Annotated in this window: 25 protein-coding genes and 1 riboswitch; of the genes, 14 read left to right on the forward strand and 11 right to left on the reverse strand. The window is 66.5% G+C overall.

Translation table 11 applies throughout. The features are described from left to right. The first annotated feature begins 55 nt into the window (after positions 1 to 55). Positions 56 to 1,342 carry an aspartate kinase gene (locus tag DFO58_RS14530; RefSeq protein ID WP_120991528.1) on the forward strand — a complete coding sequence of 429 codons (1,287 nt, stop codon included), beginning with the start codon at positions 56 to 58 and terminating at the stop codon, positions 1,340 to 1,342. A gap of 114 nt (positions 1,343 to 1,456) precedes the next feature. Then, a complete protein-coding gene (locus tag DFO58_RS14535; protein ID WP_120991529.1) occupies positions 1,457 to 2,236 on the forward strand; it encodes an aminoglycoside 3'-phosphotransferase in 780 nt (259 codons plus the stop codon). On the opposite strand, the gene DFO58_RS14540 is transcribed toward DFO58_RS14535, so the two are convergent. Both DFO58_RS14540 and DFO58_RS14545 read right to left on the reverse strand, forming a co-directional pair. Then, on the reverse strand, positions 2,233 to 2,907 hold the full coding sequence (locus tag DFO58_RS14540) for a response regulator (protein ID WP_047118077.1): 675 nt from the start codon (positions 2,905 to 2,907) through the stop codon (positions 2,233 to 2,235). The two genes, DFO58_RS14535 and DFO58_RS14540, sit on opposite strands and share 4 nt — an antisense overlap. Next, positions 2,904 to 4,598 carry a sensor histidine kinase gene (locus tag DFO58_RS14545; RefSeq protein ID WP_120991530.1) on the reverse strand — a complete coding sequence of 565 codons (1,695 nt, stop codon included), beginning with the start codon at positions 4,596 to 4,598 and terminating at the stop codon, positions 2,904 to 2,906. The genes DFO58_RS14540 and DFO58_RS14545 overlap by 4 nt, the downstream gene beginning before the upstream one ends. Before the next feature lie 188 nt (positions 4,599 to 4,786). Here DFO58_RS14545 and DFO58_RS14550 point away from each other — a divergent pair, with 188 nt between their 5' ends. After that, the gene (locus DFO58_RS14550; protein ID WP_120991531.1) at positions 4,787 to 6,220 is read left to right on the forward strand and encodes an SLC13 family permease; all 1,434 of its coding nucleotides are present in this window, start codon (positions 4,787 to 4,789) and stop codon (positions 6,218 to 6,220) included. Between the two features lie 91 nt (positions 6,221 to 6,311). On the opposite strand, the gene DFO58_RS14555 is transcribed toward DFO58_RS14550, so the two are convergent. Further along, on the reverse strand, positions 6,312 to 6,866 hold the full coding sequence (locus DFO58_RS14555) for a DUF664 domain-containing protein (protein WP_120991532.1): 555 nt from the start codon (positions 6,864 to 6,866) through the stop codon (positions 6,312 to 6,314). 146 nt (positions 6,867 to 7,012) lie between these two features. Between DFO58_RS14555 and DFO58_RS14560 the strand changes: the two genes are divergently transcribed. The 3 genes from DFO58_RS14560 (at position 7,013) to DFO58_RS14570 (ending at position 10,054) form a co-directional block, all read left to right on the forward strand. Beyond that, positions 7,013 to 7,906, forward strand: a complete 894-nt coding sequence (locus DFO58_RS14560; RefSeq protein ID WP_120991533.1) for a 3-methyladenine DNA glycosylase — start codon at positions 7,013 to 7,015, stop codon at positions 7,904 to 7,906. Positions 7,907 to 7,972: 66 nt separating this feature from the next. Continuing rightward, a complete protein-coding gene (locus DFO58_RS14565; RefSeq protein WP_120991534.1) occupies positions 7,973 to 8,434 on the forward strand; it encodes a hypothetical protein in 462 nt (153 codons plus the stop codon). A 42-nt stretch (positions 8,435 to 8,476) separates the two neighbouring features. After that, entirely contained in the window at positions 8,477 to 10,054 is a 1,578-nt protein-coding gene (locus DFO58_RS14570) for a sodium:proton antiporter (protein ID WP_047118082.1), read from the forward strand. A gap of 7 nt (positions 10,055 to 10,061) precedes the next feature. Here the strand turns inward: DFO58_RS14570 and DFO58_RS14575 are convergent, their stop codons facing one another. Beyond that, positions 10,062 to 11,192, reverse strand: coding sequence for a methyltransferase domain-containing protein (locus DFO58_RS14575; RefSeq protein WP_120991535.1), 1,131 nt, complete (start codon positions 11,190 to 11,192; stop codon positions 10,062 to 10,064). 177 nt (positions 11,193 to 11,369) lie between these two features. On the opposite strand from DFO58_RS14575, the gene DFO58_RS14580 reads away from it, so the two are divergent. After that, complete coding sequence (locus DFO58_RS14580; RefSeq protein WP_120991536.1) at positions 11,370 to 12,341, forward strand: ankyrin repeat domain-containing protein; 972 nt, start codon at positions 11,370 to 11,372, stop codon at positions 12,339 to 12,341. Here the strand turns inward: DFO58_RS14580 and DFO58_RS14585 are convergent. Then, positions 12,338 to 12,769 (reverse strand): YchJ family metal-binding protein, encoded by a 432-nt coding sequence (locus DFO58_RS14585; RefSeq protein WP_183043215.1) that lies wholly within the window; start codon positions 12,767 to 12,769, stop codon positions 12,338 to 12,340. The genes DFO58_RS14580 and DFO58_RS14585 overlap by 4 nt on opposite strands. A 219-nt stretch (positions 12,770 to 12,988) precedes the next feature. Here DFO58_RS14585 and purS point away from each other — a divergent pair, with 219 nt between their 5' ends. The 5 genes from purS to DFO58_RS14610 all read left to right on the forward strand — a co-directional run bounded on the left by purS (position 12,989) and on the right by DFO58_RS14610 (position 18,209). Further along, positions 12,989 to 13,240 carry a phosphoribosylformylglycinamidine synthase subunit PurS gene (purS, locus tag DFO58_RS14590; RefSeq protein ID WP_047118085.1) on the forward strand — a complete coding sequence of 84 codons (252 nt, stop codon included), beginning with the start codon at positions 12,989 to 12,991 and terminating at the stop codon, positions 13,238 to 13,240. Continuing rightward, a complete protein-coding gene (gene purQ, locus DFO58_RS14595; protein WP_047118086.1) occupies positions 13,240 to 13,992 on the forward strand; it encodes a phosphoribosylformylglycinamidine synthase subunit PurQ in 753 nt (250 codons plus the stop codon). Before purS ends, purQ begins: the two co-directional genes overlap by 1 nt. Continuing rightward, on the forward strand, positions 13,989 to 16,301 hold the full coding sequence (gene purL, locus DFO58_RS14600) for a phosphoribosylformylglycinamidine synthase subunit PurL (RefSeq protein WP_120991537.1): 2,313 nt from the start codon (positions 13,989 to 13,991) through the stop codon (positions 16,299 to 16,301). The genes purQ and purL overlap by 4 nt, the downstream gene beginning before the upstream one ends. Positions 16,302 to 16,464: 163 nt before the next feature. Next, positions 16,465 to 17,526, forward strand: coding sequence for an LLM class flavin-dependent oxidoreductase (locus DFO58_RS14605; protein WP_181728135.1), 1,062 nt, complete (start codon positions 16,465 to 16,467; stop codon positions 17,524 to 17,526). Positions 17,527 to 17,546: 20 nt separating this feature from the next. Beyond that, positions 17,547 to 18,209 (forward strand): NAD(P)-binding domain-containing protein, encoded by a 663-nt coding sequence (locus DFO58_RS14610; RefSeq protein ID WP_286163620.1) that lies wholly within the window; start codon positions 17,547 to 17,549, stop codon positions 18,207 to 18,209. 69 nt (positions 18,210 to 18,278) lie between these two features. On the opposite strand, the gene DFO58_RS14615 is transcribed toward DFO58_RS14610, so the two are convergent. Further along, positions 18,279 to 18,626 carry a zinc ribbon domain-containing protein YjdM gene (locus DFO58_RS14615; RefSeq protein ID WP_120991539.1) on the reverse strand — a complete coding sequence of 116 codons (348 nt, stop codon included), beginning with the start codon at positions 18,624 to 18,626 and terminating at the stop codon, positions 18,279 to 18,281. Positions 18,627 to 18,825: 199 nt separating this feature from the next. Here DFO58_RS14615 and DFO58_RS14620 point away from each other — a divergent pair, with 199 nt between their 5' ends. Further along, entirely contained in the window at positions 18,826 to 20,013 is a 1,188-nt protein-coding gene (locus DFO58_RS14620) for a siderophore-interacting protein (RefSeq protein WP_120991540.1), read from the forward strand. 78 nt (positions 20,014 to 20,091) lie between these two features. On the opposite strand, the gene DFO58_RS14625 is transcribed toward DFO58_RS14620, so the two are convergent. The 5 genes from DFO58_RS14625 to DFO58_RS14645 all read right to left on the reverse strand — a co-directional run bounded on the left by DFO58_RS14625 (position 20,092) and on the right by DFO58_RS14645 (position 23,709). Continuing rightward, complete coding sequence (locus DFO58_RS14625; RefSeq protein WP_120991541.1) at positions 20,092 to 21,444, reverse strand: NtaA/DmoA family FMN-dependent monooxygenase; 1,353 nt, start codon at positions 21,442 to 21,444, stop codon at positions 20,092 to 20,094. Then, positions 21,441 to 22,250: a 3-oxoacyl-ACP reductase gene (locus DFO58_RS14630; protein WP_120991542.1), complete on the reverse strand. Its 810-nt coding sequence runs from the start codon at positions 22,248 to 22,250 to the stop codon at positions 21,441 to 21,443. Before DFO58_RS14630 ends, DFO58_RS14625 begins: the two co-directional genes overlap by 4 nt. 61 nt (positions 22,251 to 22,311) lie before the next feature. Next, a riboswitch (TPP riboswitch) is annotated at positions 22,312 to 22,405 on the reverse strand. Between the two features lie 64 nt (positions 22,406 to 22,469). Then, the gene (locus DFO58_RS14635; protein ID WP_147407298.1) at positions 22,470 to 23,075 is read right to left on the reverse strand and encodes a hypothetical protein; all 606 of its coding nucleotides are present in this window, start codon (positions 23,073 to 23,075) and stop codon (positions 22,470 to 22,472) included. Between the two features lie 4 nt (positions 23,076 to 23,079). Next, complete coding sequence (locus DFO58_RS14640) at positions 23,080 to 23,286, reverse strand: hypothetical protein (protein ID WP_120991544.1); 207 nt, start codon at positions 23,284 to 23,286, stop codon at positions 23,080 to 23,082. A 39-nt stretch (positions 23,287 to 23,325) separates the two neighbouring features. Further along, complete coding sequence (locus DFO58_RS14645; protein WP_120991545.1) at positions 23,326 to 23,709, reverse strand: hypothetical protein; 384 nt, start codon at positions 23,707 to 23,709, stop codon at positions 23,326 to 23,328. Between the two features lie 252 nt (positions 23,710 to 23,961). On the opposite strand from DFO58_RS14645, the gene DFO58_RS14650 reads away from it, so the two are divergent. Next, the gene (locus tag DFO58_RS14650; RefSeq protein ID WP_047118095.1) at positions 23,962 to 24,663 is read left to right on the forward strand and encodes an HNH endonuclease family protein; all 702 of its coding nucleotides are present in this window, start codon (positions 23,962 to 23,964) and stop codon (positions 24,661 to 24,663) included. The last annotated feature ends 149 nt before the right edge of the window (positions 24,664 to 24,812 follow it).

Consider the following 24,812-nt stretch of genomic DNA (forward strand, 5'->3'; position numbering starts at 1 on the left):
CGGTGCTTCGGACAAGCGCGCGAGCCACAGCTTTCAACAGGTGGAGTGAGTGCCCATGGGCCTAATTGTGCAAAAGTTCGGCGGTTCGTCCGTATCGGATGCCGAAGGCATCAAACGCGTCGCGCGCCGAATTATTGACACCAAGAACCAGGGCCACGAAGTGGTCGTGGTGGTTTCCGCAATGGGCGACACCACCGACGACCTGCTGGACCTTGCCGGCCAGCTGACCGACGAGGCGCCCGCCCGCGAAATGGATATGCTCCTATCCGCCGGCGAACGCATCTCCATGTCCCTGCTGGCCATGGCGATCGACCAGTTCGGCGAACGCGCGGCCTCCTTCACCGGTTCCCAGGCCGGCCTGATCACCGACTCGACCCACGGCAAGGCCCGCATCATGGAGGTCTCGCCGCAGCGCGTGCGCCGCGCCATCGACCGCGGATTCATCGCCATCGTCGCCGGGTTCCAGGGCATGAGCAAGGAATCGAAGAACATCACCACGATGGGCCGCGGCGGCTCCGACACCACCGCGGTGGCGCTGGCCGCAGCGCTCGGCGCCAACGTCTGCGAGATCTACACCGATGTGGACGGCGTCTACACCGCCGACCCCCGAGTGGTTCCTTCCGCAACCAAGATCGAGCAGATCACCAGCGAAGAAATGCTGGAGATGGCGGCCAGCGGCTCCAAAATCCTGCACCTGCGCTGCGTGGAATACGCCCGCCGCTTCGGAGTGCCGCTGCATGTGCGCTCCTCCTTCAGCACCAACGAGGGCACCTGGGTGCTCCCGGACCCCAACGACAAGATCAAGATTCAAGAGGGAGAACCCTTGGAACAGCCAATCATCTCCGGTGTTGCCCACGACCATTCCGAGGCGAAGGTCACCGTCATCGGTGTCCCCGACATCCCGGGCAAGGCCGCGCAGATCTTCGGCGTGATCGCCGCGGCCCAGGCCAACATCGACATGATAGTGCAGAACATCTCGACCCGCGGCTCGGGCAAGACCGACATCTCCTTCACCCTGCCGATGACCGAGACCAAGCATGTGCTGGACGCGCTGAACACCGCCAAGGGCGAGATCGGCTTCGAGGACATCGAGCACAACGACGAGGTCGGCAAGCTGTCGCTGATCGGCGCCGGCATGCGCTCGAACCCGGGCGTCTCCTTCACCTTCTTCGAGGCACTGCACCAGGCCGGAGTGAACGTGGACATGATCTCCACCTCCGAGATCCGCATTTCCGTGGTGACCGACGCCGACAAGCTCAACGACGCGGTGCGCGCCATCCACACCGCGTTCAACCTGGACACCGAGGTGGAAGCCACCGTGTACGGCGGCACCGGCCGCTAGGCTCGCCATCCGCTGGATCCGCAGGCGGCCAGGCACTTCGGTGCCCGGCCGCCTGCGGCGTTAACGCGCCGGCGGGCTTTGCGGGGCCGGACGCGGCGCTGTCATGCTGGGTGCATGAGCAAACCCCTTTTCCTCGCCGCCGCTCCGCCGGAGAATCTTCCCGTGCCGCCCCGCGTGCTCCAGGCTGCCAGGGGCGAGGCGGTCCACGGGGTCTGGCTCAACGCGCTGGGCGGGGTGACCTACCGCCTCGGCGAAGGACCGGCGCAGCGTTTCGCGAAGTGGTCCCCGTACACGGCCTCTGCCAACGGGGCGGGCCGCGGCGCGGCCGATGAGCTCGACCTGCGACTCGAGGCCGAGCGCCTGCGCTGGGCCGCGGACTACCTGGCCGTGCCGCGGGTGCTGTCGCTGGAGGAGTTCGACGACGGCCAGCTCATGGTCACCGCCGCGCTGCCCGGCCAGAACCTGGTGTCCGATGTCGGCAAGGCCGAACCGAAGCTGGCGGCCCGCGCACTGGGCCGCGGGCTGCGCCGGCTGCACGAGGCGCTGCCGGTCGAGCGCTGCCCGTTCCGCTGGGACGTGGCCACCCGCGCGGGCTGGCTCGCAGGCGAGCTGCGCGAGCGTTTCCTCACCGAGGCGCCCGAGGAGGACCTGGTGGTCTGCCACGGGGATGCCTGCGCGCCGAACACCTTGGTCGGCCCCGGGTACGAGGTCACCGGGCACGTGGACTTCGGCGAGCTGGGCGTGGGCGACCGCTGGGCCGATCTGGCGGTGGCCGCATGGAGCACCGAATGGAACTTCGGGGCAGGGGTCCAGTCCGAGGTGTACGCCGGCTACGGCATCGAGCCCGATGAACGGAAGATCGACTTCTACCGCCGTCTCTGGGACGCCACCTAACGCGAGATATAGCGGTGCTCGGGGCGGCCGCGCGTCCCGTAGCCCAGCTGCAGCTCCAGCGCCTCGTTGGCGACCAGCGCCGCGAGGTAGCGCTGCGCGGTGGCCCGCGCGACGCCCACCGCCTCAGCCACTTCGGCGACGCTCATCGGCTGCGCCGACTGCTTCACGCAGGCCAGCACCGCCTGCTCGGTGGGCGCGGCGCTCGCGCCCGCGGCGGCCGCGTCGTCCACCCCCTGCAGCGTCTTGTAGAGCCGGTCGATGCCCTGCTGGTCCAGCTGCCCGGCGCCTTCCAGCTGCCGGCGGTAGCGGGCCCAGCCCTTGAGCTTGGAGGACAGCGTCTTGGCGCCGAAGGGCTTGATGATGAAGGACAGCGCCCCGCGCGAGATCGCCTGGGAGATGTTCTCCGGCTCGGTCGCCGCAGAGATCATGATCGCGTCCACGCCCAGGGCTGGCAGCAGTTCCAGCCCGCTGACATGCGGCAGGTACAGGTCCAGCAGGACCAGGTCCGGCTTCTGCGCGGCGACGACCTTGGGCACCACCCGCGGATCCTGCACCGGTTCCAGCGCCTGGAATCCGGGCAGCGCGTTGACCATCTCCGCGTGCAGCGCGCCGACGCGGAAGTCGTCGTCGACGATCAGCACTCGGTAGTTTCCCGTGGTTTTGCCGCTCATGGGCGCTGTCCTTCCGTTGGGGTTTCGGTGGGGGTTCGGGGTTCGGCGAGCGCCGCGGGCAGCCGGGCAGCCAGGACCGCCCCGCCGTCGGCGCCTCCGGGGTCTGCCACCCAGACGTCCCCGCTGCGCGACTGGGCCAGCCGGCGGATCAGCGGCAGCCCCACCCCGGCGCCGTGCTCGCCGCCCAGGGCGGAGCCGGTGGAGACCTCGGGCGAGAAGATGTCCAGGCCGGTGGTGATGCCCGGCCCGGAGTCCGCCACGGCCAGGTGCAAGGTGGTTCCCTCGGAGAGCAGGTCCACCTCCACCCAGGGTTCCCCGGCGCCGCGCAGCGCGGCGGTGAAGGCGTTGTCCAGCAGGTTGCCGAGCACCGCGGTGGCGTCCTGCGCGTCATGGGCGGAGGCGATCTGCCCGAAGAGCATCGACTGCGGCGAGACGCGCAGCTCGATGCCCTGCTCGTGGGCGCGCACCGCCTTGGCGGAGATGAATGCCGACAGGTAGGCGTCCTGCACTGCCTGAAGCCCGGGGACCTGGGCGATCTTCGGCCCGGTCTCCATGACTTCCTGCAGATACTGCTCGGCCTGCTCGATCTTGCCCAGGTTGATCAGCCCCAGCACTGCATGCATGCGGTTGGCGAATTCGTGGCGCTGGGCGCGCAGCGCATCGGCCATGTCCTGCACCGCGTCAAGCTTGGTGCCCAGCGCCTCGACGGTGGTCACGTCGTGGAACAGCACCACCTGCCCGAGATCCACGCCGTCGCGGTTCACGTCCGTGACGCGGGCGATCAGCGAATTCCCGTTCGCGTTCAACCGCAGCGGCGCCTTGTCGTGCTCGCGGATGGCGCGCACCAGGGCCGCATCAAGCCCGGCCGACGCGTAGTGGCGCCCCACGACGTCCTGCAGCTCCGTGCGGTGCGGCAGGCCCAGCAGCTGTCGGGCCGCCTTGTTGCGCACCGTGATCCGGTTGTCCACGCCGATGCCCATGACGCCTTCGGTCACGCCGTAGAGCACCGCCTGCTGGTCGCGGACCAGCTGCGCGATCTCCGAGGGTTCCAGGCCCAGGGTCTGCCGCTTGAGCTTGCGCACCGTGTAGCGTCCGGCGAGCACCGCCAGCGCGGCGGCCAGCAGGGCGAACAGCGCGATCCAGCTGAAGGACTGCGCCAGCGCCCCGGTCAGCGAATCGGTGGTCACGCCAACCGATACCTCGCCTATGACCATGCCGGAAGAGGAATATATCGGGACCTTGGCGCGCACCGACTCGCCCAGGGTGCCGTGCTCGCGCGAAACGTCCTCGATACCAGCCAAGGCCACCGGCTCGGTGGAGACCTTCAGCCCCAGTTCAGCGGGGTTCGGATGGCTCAGGCGCAGGCCGCGGTCCTCGGTGATCACGACGAAGTATGCATCTCCGCGGTTCACGATCGCCTGGGCCGTCTCCTGCAGCGGGCCGGTCCTCAGCGCTTGGACATCGAGCCGGTCCTGGGCCGCGTAGCGCTCGACCTCCTGGACCACCGAGGGCATGACTGCCACCGAACGCGCGATGGTCAGCGAGCGGTCCTCGGCCCGGTTGAACACCTGGTTGTAGCTGGCGTAGAGCGTTCCCGCCGTGACCAGCACGATCAGGAAGCCGACCACGATGAACTGCAGCCGCATGATGCGCGAGGCGAAGTGCCGGGTTCCGGGTCGGGAGGAATGCATGGCACCAAGCATATCCACCGGAGTGCGCCCGAGTGAGTTTTATGAGCAAAAAGATTCCAATGACCTAAAGGGGGCAGTAATCAGCACAAGCCCCGCAACGTGAGCGCCGACACGTAGCGTGGAAGGGATTCCTCATTCCACCGGATGCCACGCCGATGTGGCACCACAGATCCAAGGAGGTCGGGGCAATGCTCGTTGCACTCGGATTCCTCATGGTCATCACCTTCATGGTCCTGATCATGACCAAACGCATGACCCCGCTGCTGGCGCTGATCATCGTCCCGACCGCGTTCGGCCTGTTCGCCGGCGCCGGCTTCGGCCTGGGCGACATGATCATGGACGCCATCAAGTCGATGTCCGGCACCGCGGCGCTGCTGATGTTCGCCATCATGTACTTCGGCCTGATGATCGACGTCGGGCTCTTCGACCGGCTGGTCGCCGGCATCCAGAAGCTGGTCGGCAACGACCCGGCCAAGGTCGTCGTGGGCACCGCCCTGCTGACCGCGGTGATCTCGCTGGACGGCGACGGCTCCACCACCTTCATCGTGGTGACCGCGGCCTTGTTGCCGATCTACCAGCGCCTGGGCCTGAGCCCTGTTGTGCTGACCTGCGTGGCTGGCCTGACCAACGGCACGCTGAACATCGTCCCGTGGGGCGGTCCGACCGCCCGCGCCGCCGCGGCGCTGGGGGTCGAGGCCTCCGACGTGTTCGTCCCGATGCTCCCGTCGCTGGGCATCGCCCTGGTGGTCATCGGCATCTTCGCCTGGCAGATGGGCATCGCCGAGCGCCGCCGCATGCAGCGCGAGCATCCCGAGCTGTGGGGCACCTCGTTCGGCGGCGGCAACCTCACCGGCGGCCAGGGCGGTTCCGGCAAGGGCGGCAAGACCCCGGGCGGCGTGTCCGGTTCCCCGATCGCCGTGCTGGAAGCCGTAGCCACCAAGGGCGACGGCACCGAAACCGCGACCATGGACGGCACCGTGCTGGATCCGAACCGCGAAACCCTGCGCCCGAAGCTGTTCTTCTTCAACCTCGCGCTGACCGTTGCCATCATGGTGCTGCTGGTCGTGGACGTGCTGCCGCTGTCCTACCTGTTCATGATCGGCACCGCCATCGCACTGGTGGTCAACTTCCCGAAGGTCTCCGACCAGGTCAAGATGATCGCCTCGCACTCCAGCGAGATTATCGCGGTAGTCTCCATGGTGCTCGGGGCCGCGGTGCTCACCGGCGTGCTGTCCGGCACCGGCATGGTCGACGCGATGAGCCAGTGGCTGGTGACGATCATCCCTGATTCGCTGGGCCAGTACATGGCGGTGATCACCGGCCTGATCTCCATCCCGGCAACCTTCTTCATGAGCAACGACGCCTTCTACTTCGGCATCCTGCCGGTGCTCACCGAGGCCGGCGCGCACTTCGGAGTTCCGGCGGTGGACATGGCCCGCGCCTCCATCACCGGCCAGCCGGTGCACATGCAGTCCCCGCTCGTCCCGGCAATCCTCCTGCTGGTCTCCCTGGCCCGCGTGGACTTGGGCGACCACCACAAGAAGGTGTTGTGGCGTGCACTGGTGGTCAGCCTGGTCATGCTCGCCTCCGGCGTGCTGTTCGGCGCGATCGCCATGGGCTAGGCGCCTGGCGGATCTGCCCCCGGCATCCGCCGCCACCTGCGGCCCGCCCCTCCACCCGATCGGTGGCGGTGCGGGCCGCAGCTTTTTGCCGTCAGCTGCGCGGATACCACGGCGGCAGGTAGTCCCAGGGCGGGTCCTCGCCGACGCGGCCGTCCAGCGCCTCGCGCAGCAGGTCCGCATGGCCGGCATGCCTGCCGTATTCCTCGATCACGTCGCACACCAGCCGACGGATGCTGGGGTGTTCGCCGCCGAAATCCAGCGCGCTGGGCTTCTCCAGCGCCCCGGGTTCCAGCAGTTCGAGCTGGATCTCCCGGCTGGCGGCCACGGCGCGGTCGTAGATCCGGTAGACCGCAGCGGGATCCTCGCCAACGACCTGGAACTGGTCGGTCCCGTCCGCGGTCAGCGCCAGCAGCGTTTCGGGCTTGCGCCGGGCGATCAGCCAGATGAACTTCTCGTCCTCCACGGCGGCCAGGTGCTGCAGCAGCCCGCCCAGGCTCAGCGCGCTGGACGCAAGCCTGAAGCGCAGCTGCTCGATGCCCAGCCCGTCGGCCTTGTAGCGGAAGGTCGCGCGCAGCCGGTCAAGCATGCCGGACAGGTGCTGCGCTTCCGTGCCGGCCAGCGGCGGCTCCCATAATGGTTCCTTCATCGTGCGGCCTCCTGGGTTTTTGGTGTTCCTGCCTTGCAGTATGCGCAGCCGCGGCGCCGTCCGCCAGCCTCCCCCGGCGTTTGGGGGAGGTGTGAACTGGCGTACCAAAGGTGGAGTTGCCGCGCGCGAGACCGGATAATTGAGCCATGCCCCAAACCCTTGACGTCCTTGCTCCCGCCGACTGGCTGTCCCGGGCGGCCGCGCACGAGCAGCGCGCCCGCGCCTTCGGCGAGCCCTTCGTGGCCCGCAGGATGAAGGGGCACAAGCACCCCATCGAGGACTTCCTGTTCACCTACTACACGCAGAAGCCCGGCCAGCTCTACCGCTGGCATCCCGGGATGGATGTGGTGCTTTCCGGGCCCGAGGCCGCGCAGCGCGAGAGCTGGAAGTTCTATCGGCCGGTGGACACCGCCGCCGGACCCGGCTGGGCTTTGGATGCCGAGGCCTTCGGCCAGGCCCGCACCGAGGCCATCCGGTTCGCCCGCATCATCCTCGCCGGTACCGCGCAGCGTCCGGGCAATTTCGCCTGCTTCGGCCTGCACGAGTGGGCCATGGCCTACAAGTCCGAGGTCAACGGCATCCGCCACGAGTACCTGCCCTTGCGGCTGGGCGCCGCCGGCACGGACGAGGTGGTCGAATCGCACCGGATCCGCTGCACGCATTTCGACGCGTTCCGCTTCTACACCCCGCAGGCCGCGCCGCTCAACGAGCTGCAGCCGACCCGTGATACCCAGCGCGACCTGGAGCAGCCCGGCTGCCTGCACGCGAACATGGACCTGTACAAGTGGGCGTACAAGCTCACGCCCGCGGTGCCCAGCGACCTGGTAATGGACTGCTTCGAGCTGGCGTGGGACATCCGCACCATGGACATGCAGGCCTCCCCCTACGACCTGGGCGACTGGGGCCATGAGCCGATCCGCATCGAAACCCCGGAGGGCAAGGCCGAGTACGTGCGCCTGCAGAAGGACTTCGCGCAGCGGGCCGAGGTGCTGCGCGCCCGGCTGCTGGAGGTGGCCAATGCCCTGGTGCTGCCCGAATAAACGGACCGATCGGCCCTGCGGCCACGACCTCTGGCAATGTGCGCAGCTGGCGTGCAGAATGAGCCCATGGATGATGCGCAGACGCTGAAACGCCAGCCTCCGCTGGCCTCCGGGTTGTTGATTGCGGCCGCGGCGCTCGCCGCCGGAATTGCGCTGGCCAGCTGTTCCGCGGCAGAACCCCAGGCTTCCCCGACGGACCTGGAGATCGTGGTCCGCAATGACGGCGCGACGGTATCCGGCGAATACCGGCTGCGGTGCCAGGGCGAGCAGGTCGGCGCGGGCAGCACCCTGCCCACCGCCGAGGCGGCCTGCGCGCTGCTCGCTTCCAACCCCGCCGTGCTCTCCCCCGCGGCCAACCAGAACCGGATCTGCACCGAGATCTACGGAGGCCCCGACACCGCGCAGATCACCGGGACGCTGGCCGGGCGCAGCGTGAGCGTCTCCTTCGACCGGCACAACGGCTGCGCCATCGACGACTGGGCTGCCGCGGCCCCGCTGCTGGGCGACGGCGCGTTAAACAGCAACTAAAATCCCTGATCCTGCGGGGCTGAGAACTAGAATAGGAAGACTATGGAGTTTTTCCTGCTGGTCATTGCACTGTTGTTCGCCACGATCCTGATCGTGGGTATTGGCGAGCGGATCAAGCTCCCCTATCCCATCCTGATGCTGATCTTCGCGACGCTGGCGGGCTTTTTGCCCTTCATGCCGGAGATGCACATCGATCCGGAGCTGATCCTGCCGATCTTCCTGCCGCCGTTGCTCTTCGCCACGGCGCAGCGCAGCAGCTGGTCGGTGTTCCGGTTCCGCTGGAAGGCGCTGATCCGCCTTGCCGTGATCCTCATCGTGGTCACCGCCGGGCTGGTCGCCGCTGCGGCCTGGGCCTTCGCCCCCATCGCCTCGATTCCGCTGGCGCTGGCGCTTGGCGCCGTGGTCGCCCCGCCCGACCCGGTGGCGGTGGACGCGATTGCCACCAAGGTGAAGATGCCGCGGCGGCTGACCTCGCTGCTGGAAACCGAGGGCCTGTTCAACGACGCGATGGCCATCGTGATCTTCCAGCTCGCGGTGCAGGCCACCGAGAACCAGTCCGAGGTCGGGCTGGAAATCATCCCGCAGTTCCTGCTCGGCGCGGCCGGCGCGGTGGTCCTGGGTCTGGCCATGGGCTGGCTGATTGGCGCGCTGAACCGCTTCGTGCCGAACCTCGCGGCCCGTTGCGCCGCGACCCTGGTGGCCCCCTACGCGGTCTACATGCTGGCCGAGGAGGTGCACGTCTCGGGTGTCATCGCCGTGGTGGTGACCGCGCTGGAAATGGTGCGCCGCGACCGCCCGCAGGATTCGCAGGAGCGGCTGACCCGCCACGCCTTCTGGGAGGTGCTGGAGATGCTGGCCACCGGCCTGGCCTTCGGCCTGATGGGCATCGAGATGAACTCGGTGATCCAGGAGGAGGGCAGCAACCTGCTGGGCTTCATCCCGGGCATTATCGCGATCTGCGTGGTCGTGATCGGCGTGCGCGCCGTGTGGATGTTCGCCACCTACTACCTGCCCAACCGCAAGAACCCCAAGATCTCCGCCGCCAAGGACACGCTGGTGCTCACCTGGTGCGGCATGCGCGGGCTGGCCACGCTTGCCCTGGCGCTGGCGCTGCCCAAGGTCACCGCCGACGGCGCGCCGATCGAGGGACGCAACTTCGTGGTGGTCGCCGCGTGCTCGGTGCTGCTGATGACCCTGGTGATCCCTGGGCTGACGCTGCCGGCGCTGATGCGTGTGCTGAAGCTGCGCGGCAATGAGCAGGACACCAAGCGGGCGCGCCGCGCGCTGGCCCGCCGGGCCGAGGCAGTGGCCATTGCGACGCTGAAGAAGAACGTGGAGCTGCAGGATTTGCCGGAGAACTACCAGCAGGCGGTGCGCCGGCGCATGAATTCGCTGCACACCATCCTGGCCACCGACCCGGACCCGCACGATGCGATCACCGACGAGAAGTACACGCAGATCCGCGCGGTGATCGCCAAGGCCGACGCCATCCAGGGCATCGCGCTGCAGGCTGCACGTGCCGAGCTGCTCAAGGCGCGGCGCGAGCCGAATGTCGATCCGCATCTGGTCGATGAGATCATGGGCCGATTGGACCGGCGCACCGCGACGCTGGACCGCTAGCGGGACTTCAGGCCGCGCTGCGCTGCAGCTTGACGATGACCTCGTAGTGCTCGGTCTGCGGGAACATGTCCATGACGCGGGCCAGCTGCGGGGTGAACTTGTCCAGGCGCTTGAGGTCGCGGGCCAGCGATTCGGCGTTGCAGCTGGAATAGACCAGGTGCTCGACGTCCGAATCGTTCAGCCAGGCGGCCAGCTCGGCGGAGATGCCGCGGCGCGGAGGATTCACGATGACCGCGTCAGGGGCCCATCCCGCGCCCAGCGCGTACTCGGTGGCGTCGCCGGCGATGAATTCCACGCCCTCCAGGCCCAGGTTGCGGGCACTGGTGGCGGCGGCTTCGACTGCCTCGGTGCTGGTCTCGATGCCGTGCACGGTGCGGCCTTCGCCGGCGCAGTGCAGGGCGAAGCCGCCCACGCCGCTGTACAGGTCCCAGATGCTTTCCGGATCCACGTCGTTGATCCACTGGCGGGCCTGGCGGTAGAGCGCCGCCGCGATGTGGGTGTTGGTCTGGAAGAAGCCCTGCGGGCGCAGGTGCATGGGGATGCCGTTGAGCTCGAATTGCAGTGTGGTGCGGCGCGTGAGGATGATCTCCTCCTGCCCTTCGAGCACCGCCTTGTGCTCGGGCAGGAAATTCACCGACACCACCGAGCCCGGGGGCATCTTCTCCACGAACTGCGGCAGCGAGTTGCGCAGGGCCACGAAGTGCTTTTTGGTGCGCAGCACCCAGCGGACCATGATCGCCCCGGTATCCGAGAGGGTCAGGATCACGTGCTTCAATTCGCCCTTGCGCTTGGGAACGTCATAGGGGATCAGCTTCAGCTCGTGGATGAAGCGTTCGATGACCGGGAACATGGCCCGCAGGGCGGGATCGATGACACCGCAGTTTCTCAGGTCAACACCGTGGCCATCGGCGTCGAGGATGCCGATGGTGGGGTTGTCCGTGGTGCCGGAGATGACCATCTTGGCCTTGTTCCTGAAACCCTGCTCGGGGCTCGCCTGGGCAGGCAGGAAGGTCAGCTGCCCGAAATCCGAGAGCAGCTCCTGGCAGCGGTCCACCTTCGACTGCAGCTGTCGGTCGTAGGGCACCGTCATCAGGGTGCAGGAGCGGCAGCGGTCGGCGGAGAAATAAAGGCATTCCATGGTGCCTACGATTTTAGCGAAGAACCCGGGGGCGGAACGCCAAGAGTTCTCGACGCGGATTGCCCGCAAATTTTCAGCTTCGAGCGCTAAGCTCAATTGCAGATCACGTAAGTTACCGAGCAGTGTTCAACGCCGCGTTGCGGCTGCGAACGAGGTTTGCGGACCGCGAAAGGAACGATGGCACCTCGTACCGGATTCACCACGACCCGTCGCGGTGTTGCGTTGCTGGCTCTTCCGCTGGCCGCCGTCATCGGCGCCTGCACCGCGTGCGGGCCAGCGGCGCCGCAGGCCGAAAGCGTCCAGTCCAGCCCGTCGCCCTCCGCTGAAAAACCTGCTTCCCCGGCGTCCTCCGCGCCCCCGGCTCCGGCCACGACGCAGGCGAAAGCCGAAGCGAAGAAGTCCGCCGCCGGCGCCGAATCGGTGGAACCCACGGCAGCCCCGAAAACCACTGCCCCGGTTGCCCCTGCTGCGCCCACGGCGAGCGTTGCGCCGCTGTCCTCCGGCGCGGTGGCGGGGGCGACGCTCAGCGCGCTGCCGACTGCGGCCGCCAGCCTCTCAAAGCAGACCTCGGCGCTGTACCGCGCGATCGAGGACGGCAAGCCGGATGCGGTGCGCAAGGCAGTCAAGGCCGGAGCGGATCTGCACGCCAAGGATTCCTCCGGGCGCACGCCGCTGATGCGCGCGGTGATCGTGGGAAATGCAGCCATTTGCAAGCACCTGCTGGATGCGGGCTCGGACCCGAACGCCAAGGACGATTACCAGGAGTCGCCATTCCTGCGGGCCAGCGCCTCGGGCATGGTCAGCACGCTGAGCGCATTCCTGGACAAGGGCGCCGACACCCGCTCGACCAACCGCGTGGGCGGCACCGCGTTGTCGGTGGCCGCCGAGAACGGTCAGGTCGGTTCCGTGCGGGCGCTGCTGAAGACCGACATTCCCGTCGACCACGTCAACGACCTGGGCTGGACGGCGCTGCACGAAACCATCGTGCTGGGCCAGGGAACCACGAATTCCATCACCATCGCCCGCTTGCTGGTGACCCACGGAGCGAATCCGACGCTGAAGGACCAGACCGGATCGGATGCCTTCACGCTGGCCAAGGAACGCCAGCAGACGCAGATGCTGAACATGCTCGTCGCGGCCAGCAGCTAGTAGAGCGCGTCGAGGTAGAACCAGGCCCCGTTCTCGCGCACGAACGTGCTCACCTCATGCTGGCTTCCGCGCTGCCCGTCCTGGGAATAGTGCGCGGTGAACTCCACGACCCCGCGGGACGCCTGGGCCCCACCGGAGCGGGTCTTCACGATGTCGAGCCCTTCCCAGTGCAGGTCCTCGTCCAGCAGCAGCTCTGCCGGCCGGGTGGTTTCATGCCAGGACTGCAGCAGGTAATCGGCCAGGCCCAGCACGAAGGCGCTGTAGCGCGAGCGCATCAGCTGCTCGGCGGTCGCCGGCAGCACCTGCCCCGAGGCCCGGTGCTCGTGGAACGGCTGGCAGCATTGCGCATAGCTGGCCTGGTCCGCGTCGCTGGCCTGGTCCGCGTCGAGCGCTCGGCAGGGGCAGGGGTTGTCGGCTGTGATTTCCATCCGTCCAGCTTACGCGCGGCACCCGGAAATCGGTTCATGAGCCTAAAATCACATGGCGAATAACTAGGAGAAACAGTTCTAGGCCTGCACTGGCCGGTTTTACCCGTCACATTCCCGCTAGACTGGGTAGGCAAGCTCGCGGAGCGCCAAATCCCCTTGGTGTGAGACGGCACGTCTCCGTGTGGCATTTAACCCCTTCGCGCACAGGAGATACGCCGGATGCCCCGCATCGTTGTAGATGTCATGCTCAAGCCAGAAATCCTTGACCCCCAGGGTAAGGCCATTGCGGGAGCACTGCCCCGCCTGGGATTCAACTCCTTCGAGGCCGTCCGTCAGGGCAAGCGCTTTGAACTCACCGTAGACGGCGAGGTGACCGACGCAATCCTGGCCCAGGCCCGCGAGGCCGCCGAGACCCTGCTGTCCAACCCGGTCATCGAAGATGTTGTCAACGTCGAGGTCGTTGCGGACTAATGAGCACCGAACTTCCCCTGATTGGCGACTACTCGACGCCAACCGCTGAACTGTCGGGCGCCCGCATCGGCGTGGTGACCTTCCCGGGCACCCTCGACGACCGCGACGCAGCACGTGCAGTGCGCGCCGCCGGCGCCCAGGCAGTGTCCCTGTGGCACGCCGACACCGACCTGCAGGACGTCGACGCCGTGGTGATCCCCGGCGGCTTCTCCTACGGCGACTACCTGCGCGCAGGCGCCATCTCCCGCTTCGCCCCGATGATGGGCAAGATCGTGGACGCCGCGAACTCGGACGCCAAGCTGCCCGTGCTGGGCATCTGCAACGGCTTCCAGATCCTCACCGAGGCGCACCTGCTGCCCGGCTCGATGATCAAGAACGACCACCTGAAGTTCATCTGCCGCGACCAGGTGCTGCGCGTGGAGAACAACCAGACCGCCTGGACCAACGGCTACGAAGCCGGCCAGGAGATCACCATCGTCCTGAAGAACCAGGACGGCCAGTACGTCGCCGACGAGAAGACCCTGGACATGCTTCAGGGCGAAGGCCGCGTCGCATTCTCCTACGTGGGCTGGAACCCGAACGGCTCGCGCCGCTCGATCGCCGGCATCACCAACGAGGCGGGCAACGTCGTGGGCCTCATGCCGCACCCGGAGCACGCCATCGAGGCAGGCTTCGGACCGGATCACCGCGGCACCGACGGCCTGACGTTCTTCACCAGTGTTTTGACCCACCTCGTTGGAGGCAAGAAGTGAGCGAGCAGACTCAAGCATTCAACATCGACACCGTCGATAACGCGGCAGTGACCCCCGAGGTCGAGCTGCCGTGGGCCGAGCTGGGCCTGAAGGACAACGAATTCGCCGAGATCGTCAAGATCCTGGGCCGCCGCCCGACCGCGGCGGAGCTGGCGATGTACTCGGTCATGTGGTCCGAGCACTGCTCCTACAAATCCACCAAGACCCACCTGAGCCAGTTCGGCAAGAAGGTCACGCCCGAGATGAAGAAGGACCTGATGGTCGGCATGGGCGAAAACGCCGGTGTCACCGACCTCGGCGACGGCTGGGCCGTGACCTTCAAGATCGAGTCGCACAACTCCCCGTCCTACGTGGAGCCGTACCAGGGTGCCGCCACCGGCATCGGCGGCATCGTGCGCGACATCATCTCGATGGGCGCCCGCCCGATCGCCGTGATGGATCCGCTGCGCTTCGGCGCGATCGACCACGAGGATTCGCAGCGCGTGGTGCACGGCGTGGTCTCCGGCATCGGCGGCTACGGCAACTCGCTGGGCCTGCCGAACATCGGCGGCGAGACCGTGTTCGACCCGATCTACCAGGGCAACCCTCTGGTCAATGCGCTGGCAGTCGGCGCGCTGCGCCATGAGGACCTGCGCCTGGCCAACGCCTCCGGCGTGGGCAACAAGGTGGTGCTCTTCGGCGCCCGCACCGGCGGCGACGGCATCGGCGGCGCCTCGGTGCTGGCCAGCGAGTCCTTCGACGACACCAAGCCGTCCAAGCGCCCTGCAGTGCAGGTCGGCGACCCGTTCGCCGAGAAGGTGCTCATCGAGTGCTGCCTGGAGCTGTTCAAGGCCTCGCTGGTCGAGGGCATCCAGGACCTGGGTGCCGCGGGCATCTCCTGCGCCACCTCGGAACTGGCGGCCAACGGCGACGGCGGCATGAACGTCGAGCTGACCAACGTGCTGCTGCGCGACTCCACCCTGACCCCGGGCGAGATCCTGATGTCCGAGTCGCAGGAACGCATGATGGCAGTGGTTTCCCCGCAGAACGTGGAAGCCTTCGAAGCCGTCATGGCCAAGTGGAACGTCGAGTACTCCTGGCTGGGCGAGGTGACCGACGACAACCGCCTGACCATCACCTGGAACGGCGAGGTCATCGTCGACGTGGACCCGAGCACCGTTGCGGTGGACGGCCCGGAATACAACCGCCCGTACGCCCGCCCGGAATGGCAGGATGCCCTGCAGGCCGACACCTTCCGTTCCTCGGAGGCCGGGAAGAACCTTCCGGCATCCGGCGAAGAACTCAAGGCCGCCGTGCTGGAGCTGATCGCCAGCCCGAACATGTGCGACAAATCCTGGATCACCCGCCAGTACGACCGCTACGTGGGCGGCAACACCGCCCTGGCCTCCCCGGATGATGCAGGCGTGGTCCGCATCGACGAGGAAACCGGCCTGGGTGTGGCCATCGCCACCGACGCCAACGGCCGCTACACCTACCTGGACCCGTACGCCGGCGCCCAGCTGGCGCTGGCCGAGTCCTACCGCAACGTCGCCACCTCCGGCGCCATCCCCGCGGCCGTCTCCGACTGCCTGAACTACGGCTCCCCCGAGGATCCGGACGTCATGTGGCAGCTGGCAGAGGGCATCCGCGGCCTGTCGGACGCCTGCATGGAGCTGGGTGTCCCGGTCACCGGCGGCAACGTCTCGCTGTACAACCAGACCGGCGACAAGGCCATCCACCCGACCCCGGTGGTTGCGACCCTGGGCAAGCTGGACGACGTCGCCCGCCGCACCCCGTCGGGCTGGCGCGAAGAGGCCGACGGCCAGGCCATCTACCTGATCGGCACCACCAAAGATGAACTGGACGGCTCCGAGTTCGCCAACCTGCGCGGACACCTCGGCGGCCTGCCGCCGAAGGTCGACCTGGCAGCCGAGAAGGCGCTGGGCGCGATCCTGATCAACGCCAGCCGCGACGGCATGATCGACTCGGCGCACGACCTCTCGGAGGGCGGCCTGGCCGCCGCGCTGTCCGAGATGGTGCTGCGCTACGGCGTCGGCGCCCGCGTGGCACTTGATGAGATCAAGTCCCGCGACGGCATCGACGCGTTCACCGCGCTGTTCTCCGAGTCGCAGGCCCGCGCCCTGGTGGCCGTGCCGCGCAGCGAAGAGGTCCGCTTCAACGACATGACCAGCGCCCGCGGCGTCACCGTGGCCCGCCTGGGTGTCGTCGACGCGCAGTCCGGCGCCCTGGAGGTCCAGGGCGAGTTCACCGTTTCGGTGGACGACCTGCGCGAAGCCCACGAAGGCACCATGGAAAAGTACTTCGGCTAGCCCCGACCGTACTGCCGCGCCACGGCGGCCGCTCCCACTTCGGGAGCGGCCGCCGTCGCGCATTTCCGGGCCGCCGCGCACCATCTCGTCTCCTATAGTTGACACGTCAACAAGTTTGATGCATGATTGGGCTATCAACCTATTTCGGAAACGGGGACTGCAGATGAACGCCATCGAGAACATCGAATTCGGCATCGACACCTTCGGCGACGTGCCCAGCGGGCCGTCGGGCGAGCTGGTATCGCATGCCCAAGCCATCCGCGCCACGGTGCAGGAAGCCGTGGTCGCAGACCAGGCCGGCGTGGACGTGATCGCCGTGGGCGAGCACCACCGCCCTGAGTACGCCATCTCCAGCCCCGAAACCGTCCTGGCAGGCATCGCGACAGCCACCGAGAACATCCGCCTCAGCTCCGGGGTCACGGTGCTCTCCTCCGACGACCCGGTGCGCGTCTTCCAGCGCTTCGCCACGGTCGACGCCCTGTCCAACGGGCGCGCCGAAGTCATGCTGGGCCGTGGATCGTTCACCGAGTCCTTCCCGCTCTTCGGCTACGACATGGCCGACTACGAAATCCTCTTCGACGAGAAGATCAACCTGTTCAACGAGCTGCTGGGCGAGAAGCCGGTGACCTGGAACGGCACCACTCGCGCCGCGCTGCAGGACGTGGAGGTCTTCCCGAAGACCGAGTCCGGGCGCCTGAAGACCTGGGTGGGCGTGGGCGGTTCGCCGCAGTCGGTAATCCGCACCGCCCACTACGGCTTCCGCATGATGCTCGCCGTGATCGGCGGCTCCCCGGAGCGCTTCGCCCCGTACGTGGACCTGTACCGCCGGGCCAACGACCAGTTCGGGCACGAGACTCTTCCGGTGGGCCTGCACTCCCCCGGCTTCGTGGCAGATACCGACGAGCTGGCCCGCGAGCTGATGTTCGACGCCTACAAGGAACAGCGTGACCGGATCGGCGCCTCGCGCGGCTGGAGCCCGATGAGCCGCAGCGAATTCGAGCATGAAGCCGCCGAAGGTTCGCTGTACATCGGCTCCCCGGAGACCGTGGCGCGCAAGATCGCCACCACCGTGCAGAGCCTGGACATCGGACGTTTCGACCTGATCTACTCGGGCGGCGCAGTGGACGCCGGCGCCCGCCTGCGGGCCGTGGAACTCTACGGCACCAAGGTCATCCCGCTGGTGCGCGAAATGCTCGCCGAGAAGCCCGCCAAGATCAACAACTAAGCAGCCTGGAGGCAGAGAACATGGAGCAGCAGACCATCGGCATCCTCGGCGCCGGCAAGATCGGCACCGTGCTCGCCCGCCGCGCGTTGGCGGCAGGCTACAAGGTACTCATCGCCGGATCCGGCGACCCGAGCGCCATCGCGCTGACCATCGAGGTGCTGACCCCGGGCGCGGTCGCCGTGGACCCTGCCACCGCCGCCGGCCAGGCCGACATCGTCATCCTCGCCCTGCCGCTGGGCAAGTACCGGAGCATCCCGGCCGCGCAGCTTCAGGGCAAGCTGGTCATCGACGCCATGAACTACTGGTGGGAGACCGACGGGATCCGCGACGACCTGAACACCCCGGGGGTTTCCACCTCCGCGCTGATCCAGGACTTCCTGCCGGGCTCGCGGCTCGTGAAGGCATTCAACCACATGGGCTACCACGACCTTGAGGACGAAGCCCGTCCAGCTGGCGCCGAACAGCGCAAGGCCATTGCGCTGGCCGGCGACCGTCCCGCGGACGTGGAGGCGACCAGCCGGATCATCGATGCCTTCGGCTTCGATCCGCTGCCGATCGGCTCGTTGGCCGAGGGCGTGCGGCTGCAGCCCGGACAGCCGGCATTCGGCGCGAACCAGAACCGCGAGCGGCTGGCCGAGCTCATCGGCCTGGCCGTCCCGGCGGCCCCGCTCCCCGGACAGTAGGCGCAGAGGGAAATGCCCGCCCCTTCAACCGAAGGGGCGGGCATTGACCTAGCAGGAAAGTTCCAGGGCCTAGATCTTCTTCACGATCGAGGACTTCAGTTCCATCTGGCCGAAGCCGTCGACCTTGGCGGCGATGTCGTGGTCTCCGGTGCCCTGCACCAGACGGATATTGCGCACCTTCGTTCCGGCCTTCAGCGCACTCTGCGCCCCCTTGACCTTCATGGTCTTGGTGATGCTGACGGTATCCCCGTCCTGCAGGACGTTTCCGACGGCGTCCTTGATGACCGCCTTGGCAGTTTCAGCCGTCTCGGCCTCGGCGTTCCATTCATGGCCGCATTCGGGGCAGACCAGCAGCGCATCCATCTGGTAGGCGTACTCGCTGGAGCAGTTCGGGCATGGCGGCAAAGTATCAGACATGGAGCTAATTTTAGTGAGCTGACCTGCTTATTGTCGACCGAATCGAATATCGGACGGAAGCGGATTCCTCTTCGCAAAGCGGGCGTTTTCCGGCTGCCGGCAGAGACCCCTGCCAGTGGGACTCGCCCTTGCCTGGCCGGTCCGATTCGCTCATACTCAGGCTAGGAGCAGTAGCCCGAACAGCGCGGGAAGGCACACCATGTCGAAGCACAAATACAACAAGTACGGCCCCCAGGTGTCCATCTCCGCCAAGGAGGGCCTGACTCTTGAGGTGCTCAAGCTTGCCGAGAAGGCCGGAGCCCAAGCCGGGCAGGCAACAGCCAAGGAACACCTGTATCAGAGCATCGCCAGGGGGTCGCTGCTGAACGAGCAGCAGACCGACGAACTGCTGGCCGCCGCCGAACGGGCCGGGGCCGCGGCGGCGCTCACCGCGGCGCGCAAGGTCCTGGACAAGACGCTGCGCACCTCATTCAGGCCGAGCCACTACGCTCCGCCGGCTCCCGGCGCGGCGTCTGACGCAGCACCCGCTGCCGCGCAGGAGACGCGGCTGTATTCCGAAACCTACGAGGAGCCGTTGGCCCGCTATTCACCGCCGGTCAGCCACGTCGGAGCCCCTCGGCACAAGATCGACCAGCATGTCCTGACCGTCACCCGGGTGCAGAAGCTCAGCGACCAGCTGGTGCGCCTCGTGGCCAGCGCACCGAAGCTCGACGGCTACCGCTCCAACGGCGCACTGGATGAATACGTCAAGGTGTATGCCGCGGATCCCGCCCTCGGGCTGGTTCCGCCCTACGACCTGAGAGAGCTTCGCCAGCGGCTGCCGCGCGAGCAGGTGCCGCGCTCGAAGTCCTACACCATCCGCTGGATCGATCCGGTGGTCGATGAGCTGGCCATCGACTTCGTGCTCCACGGCGAGCCCGGAACTGTCGGGCACTGGGCAGGCACTGTCGAACCGGGTGCGGCGCTGGTCATTTCCCCGGCGCGCAGCAAGACCTCCATCCAGCTGGGCGCCGACTACTATGTGCTGGCCGCGGATGAAGCCGGGATACCGGCGATCTCCAAGATCCTCGAAGCGCTGCCGGAGTACGCGCAGGGTGTGGCGCTGCTTGAAATTGCCGACGAAGGAGCAATGTTTGACGTGAAACATCCCCAGGGCATTGATTTACGCTGGCTTTCCCGCGACGGCGTGCCGGCAGGACGCAGCGACGTCCTGGCCGAGGCTTTCCAGACGCTGGCGGTCCCGCGCCAAGGCCTGGGTGTCGTGGCCCATGCTGAACGAAGCACCGTCAAGGCCATCAGCCGCATCTGCGAGCGCTGGAACCTGTCGAAGCGCTCCAGCCACATTTCCTCCTACTGGACGCTGCGCGAAGGACGGCTGATGCGCTGACCGCTGTGCCGGCGGCCTGCCGGCCCCGGAGAAGAATCCACGAACGCAATCCACTTCGTTTGTCTTCCCGCCAGCGCATCACGACGCAGCTCCTAATGCGGGCCGGCGAGCGCGTCCCCCGGCCACCGGCGCCGGCAGGCCCAGATTGCCGCGCAGCGTGCGGTGCTCGTAGGCGGTGCGGAAGCGTCCGCGGCGCTGCAGCTCGGGGATCACCAGCTCGACGAAATCCGCCAAGCCGTCGGGCAGGCTCGGCGGCATCAGGTTGAAGCCGTCAGCCGCCCCGGTATCCAGCCAGAGCTCGATCTCGTCGGCGATCATCTCCGGCGTTCCGACCAAGGTGCAGTGCCCTCCCCCGGCCGCCAGCAGCCCGAGCAGCTCGCGCACCGTCGGCTGGTGGATCTCGATCAACCGCAGGATCGTCGTGTAGCGTCCGGCCGGGCCGGTGAAGTCTGCGGCGGAGGGAAGTTCGGGCACCGGTGCATCCAGCTCCCAGGCGCTGGTGTCCTGCTGAACGAATAACGCCAGCTGGGCCAGTGCCTGCTCGACGGGCAGCAGGTCGTTGAGCCGGCGCTGCTTGTCCTTGGCCTCCTCCAGCGTGCGGCCCACGTAGGCGACCAGCCCCGGCATGATGGCCAGGGCCTGCGGATCGCGCCCGGCCGCGGCGGCCTGGGACCGCACGTCCTGTGCGTAGTCCAGCGCCATCTGCCGGTCGGCGGCCACCGCGTAGATCGCCTCGGCATGGGCCGCCGCGAGCTCGCGCCCCTGGGCGGAGGCCCCTGCCTGGAACAGCACCGGGGAGCCTTGCGGCCCGTCGGGGATATTCAGCGGCCCGCGCACACCGAAGTGCTCGCCCGCGTGGTCGATGGCCGACAGCTGCCGCGGGTCGGTGAACACGCCTGCGCGGTCGGCCCGCACCGCCGCTGAGGGGTAGGATCCGAACAGCCCCCGCAGCACCGTGATGAACTCGTCGGCGCGGCCGTAGCGGTAGGCATGGTCGCCCAGGGTTTCGCGCCCGTGGTTCTGCGCCTCGGTATCCCACATGCTGGTGACCACATTGGCGCCGGCCCGGCCGCCGGAGAGCCGGTCCAGGCTGGCCAGCATGCGCGCGGCGTGGAACGGGGTGTAGAAGCTGGAGGACACCGTGCAGACCAGGCCGATCCGGCTGGTGTGCTGGCTCAACGCGGACAGCAGCGTGAACGGTTCGAAGAACCAGGTCGGTCCGGCCGCCGCGGCCTCCGGGGAGACGGCCTGGCCGTCGGCCAGGAACACCGCGTCCAGCAGGCCGCGTTCGGCCAGCTGCGCCAGTTCCACGTAGTACCCGGTCTCGCCCAGCCGCTCGGCCGGGGAATCCGGCGCCCGCCAGGCCGCCTGGTGGTGCCCCGCGCCGTAGATGAACAGGTTGAACCGGGCCTGCTTCCTCGATGCGCTCATCCCTTGACCAGGCCGCCGTCGACGATCAGGTTCTGTCCGGTCACCCCGCGCGAGAGCGGCGAGGCGAAGAACAGCACCGCGTCGGCGAGCTCGGCCGGCGAGGTCACCCGGCGCAACGGGGTGCCGGAGGCGATCAGGTCGAAGACCTCTTCAGGAGTGGCGGCCGAGGCATCCGTGGTGCGCAGCAGGCCTCCGGAAACCATGTTGACGTTGATGCCTTCCGGGCCCAGGTCGTCCGCGAAGGTGCGGGTCAGCGAGAGCAGCGCCGCCTTGGTCGCGGTGTAGTCGTGGTACGGGACCACTGGGTGCTGGAACAGGTTGGTGCCGATGTTGACGATGCGTCCGAAGCCCGCCTGGCGCATGCTCGGCAGCACTGCCTGGATCGCGGCGACAGGTGCGAGCACGGAACCGGCGAACTGGGCCGTGAGCTCTTCGGCGGACAGCTCGTCTGCCTTGGAACGGGCATCTGCGTTGAAGGAGAAATCCACCAGCGCGTTGTTGACCAAGGTGGTGATCGGGCGGCCGAAGTGCTCGGCCGCGGCGGCGGCCAGGTCCTTCAGCCCGGCGGCGTCGCGCACGTCGGCCTGCAATGCCAGCGCCTGTCCGGGGAATGCGGCGGCAAGTTCCTCGGCCGCCTGCGACGAGCTGCGGTAGTTGACGACGACCTTCGCCCCGGCGTCCAGAAAAGCGGCGCTGATGGCCGCGCCCAGCCCGCGGGCGCCGCCGGTGACCAGCACCAGTTGTTCCTTGAGCGGCAGTGCGGTGGTGGTGGATGCTGCGGTGTCGGTTGCTGCGTGTGCGTTCATGGTGCTCGAACTCCTTGAAGATGTGTCAAGGCGAACGGGACCCCGGCGTAGATGCGTGGCATCGAGGTATCCAGGACATTCCCTTCGCCAGTGCTAACTGGATCAGGTTCGACGGGTTTTATCTCAGCCGCATGGCGGCACCCCGTGTCACTACGTCCCATTAGTACCACAAGCCGTCCGGGACGGCCGAACACGTGTCTTCGCCGGGTGTTTCCGGAGCTACTGGATGACCTGGACTTCAAAACCCGCCGGAGCCGAGAGCTCCGGGATCAGCTCGATGACCAGATTCGCGATATTTTTCTCGTCAAGTTCGAATTCCACGACATTCGGATCTGTCGAGCACTGGACAATTTTTTGCCGCAGCATCTTTGGCCCGTCCTTGATTCGAACGTCGGTCCGGCCCGAGCCTGAACAGGTGTACTTGATCAGATACGGGCCCGGCAAGCCATCCGTTTCCAAAGAGAACTCTTCAGGCGCAAGGGTTCCGCCCTGTTGGTATTGAAAGCGTTGGGCAGCCCATGCAACCAACCCGTGGTAGCCGCGCTGCTCGATTTCGCCCTGCCAGAATCCCATGCGTTCCGTGGCAGCAGGGTCCGCAAAAAATCCGGTCATGGCCAGATACATCAGCGGCGGGTAGTGCAGCGCAACTTCTTGACGATTGACGATCTCCTCAGAGGACATTTCCTCGACGGGCTGCTGGAATTGCGGACTGTTCGATGGCTCCCTGGGCGGTTCCCGATCGAGCGGGCCAAGCTCGGAGACCGGAGTCGTGCACGACGTGAGCGCAAGAATGACAGCACCGAGGATAGGCAGCACTTTCTTCATTCGCTCACCTGCCATCGCTTCGGTACAGGTTGAGTTCGTAGGATCCAATCGTTTCGGGATCACCGGAGACCACAATGTAATAGCTCTCGGTGGACCGATCGATCTCAAACTCGCCGTATGTGGTTGCGGCGGGGACGTTACAGGTCATTGGCATCTCGAACGTTGGCTCCATGCCAATCTCTGGAAAATCTACGTTGATGAATACCTGCACGGCTGCGCGTCCTACACCCCAGCAGCCAAATTCAACCCTCTACGCACCCGCTTCTTCTGCGGTTCCGCTCATGGACGTCGATTCGTTGGTAACCTCCTGCTCGCCATTTTCATCCGTGACGGTCGTGGATCGGAAAAATCCCGAAATGCCCATGGAAAAATCGTCCACATCCTCACGAGTATCAAGATCACCGAAGATCGGACTGGGTCTCAAAACCTGCGTTTGCAGCTCCGAGAAAATCGGCACGCCTTCCTGGTAGTACTTCGCGTAGGGGTCTTCATCGTAGCCATGCTGTTCTGTTTCCCAAGCCGAGTCGTATCCTCCAGGTCCTTGCTGTTCCACGGTTTCGAGCTTGGATACGGGTGTGGTGCAGGCGCTGAGCAGCAGCACCCCGGTCAACAACGGGAACAAGAACTTCTTCACAGGTACATCCAAAAGGTCACAGAAACAGCATTACGCCGACCATATTTCGTCCACCGGAAGAAAACAATACTTGTCACAGCGGACTACAGTGACAAATTGATAACTTTTCCGATTCAGCATGCGAACCGCCGAGAAGAGAATCACAGAATGACACCAGACCGGTACCGGAGTTTCGTAGGTGCCGGCGCATAGAGTCGAATGCTAGGACCGCGGATTGCAGTCCCCTGCATATCCAAGGAGAGATACCACCGCATGCGACTGCCGCGCCGCACCCTGTCCCTAGTTCTCGTCATGTCCACCCTTGGGCTGGCTTCATGCTCCTCGCTGACTTCCACGGATTTCACCGGGACAAATGGCGCTCAGGCCGCGGCCCCGTCGGCCGACCAGCAAGCGGCATATGCCAAGTCTCTGGATCAGCTGGAAGACATCACCATCAAGGGCCGTGCTCCGAAGACCGGCTACACCCGCGAGCAGTTCAGCAACGGCTGGAAGGATACGGACAACAACGGCTGCGATGCGCGCAACGATATCCTTGCCCGCGATCTGGTGAATGTTGAATTCAAACCGGCCCGGGTCGATTGCGTGGTGCTGAGCGGAACGTTCCAAGATCCCTATACCGGCAAGACAATCAATTTCGAGCGCGGCCAGTCCACGAGTTCTGCCGTACAGATCGACCACGTTGTTGCGCTGTCGGACGCCTGGCAGAAGGGCGCCCAGAAATGGAGTAAGGACAAGCGTCTCCAGTTCGCCAACGACCCGCTGAACCTCCTGGCATCGGACGGCCCCACCAATGCCGCCAAGGGCGACAAGGATGCTGCAACCTGGCTGCCGCCAAACAAGGACTTCCGCTGCGAATACGTGTCGCTACAGACTCAGGTGAAGGCCAAGTACGGCGCTTGGATGACTCAGGCAGAGCATGATTCCATCAAGAAGATCCTGACGTCCTGCGTTTAGCAGAAGATCTTCGGAAGCCGTTCTCAACCCAAGGATTGAGCGTTTCCCAGTAAATTACCACTTTGGGCGTATGTTCAACCGGCTGGAGTTATGGCATCATTGATGTTATTCCAGCCGATAGCGAATTTTTTTCGCGATTATTTGGCGAA

Source organism: Arthrobacter sp. AG1021 (assembly GCF_003633665.1).
GTDB lineage: Bacteria > Actinomycetota > Actinomycetes > Actinomycetales > Micrococcaceae > Glutamicibacter > Glutamicibacter soli.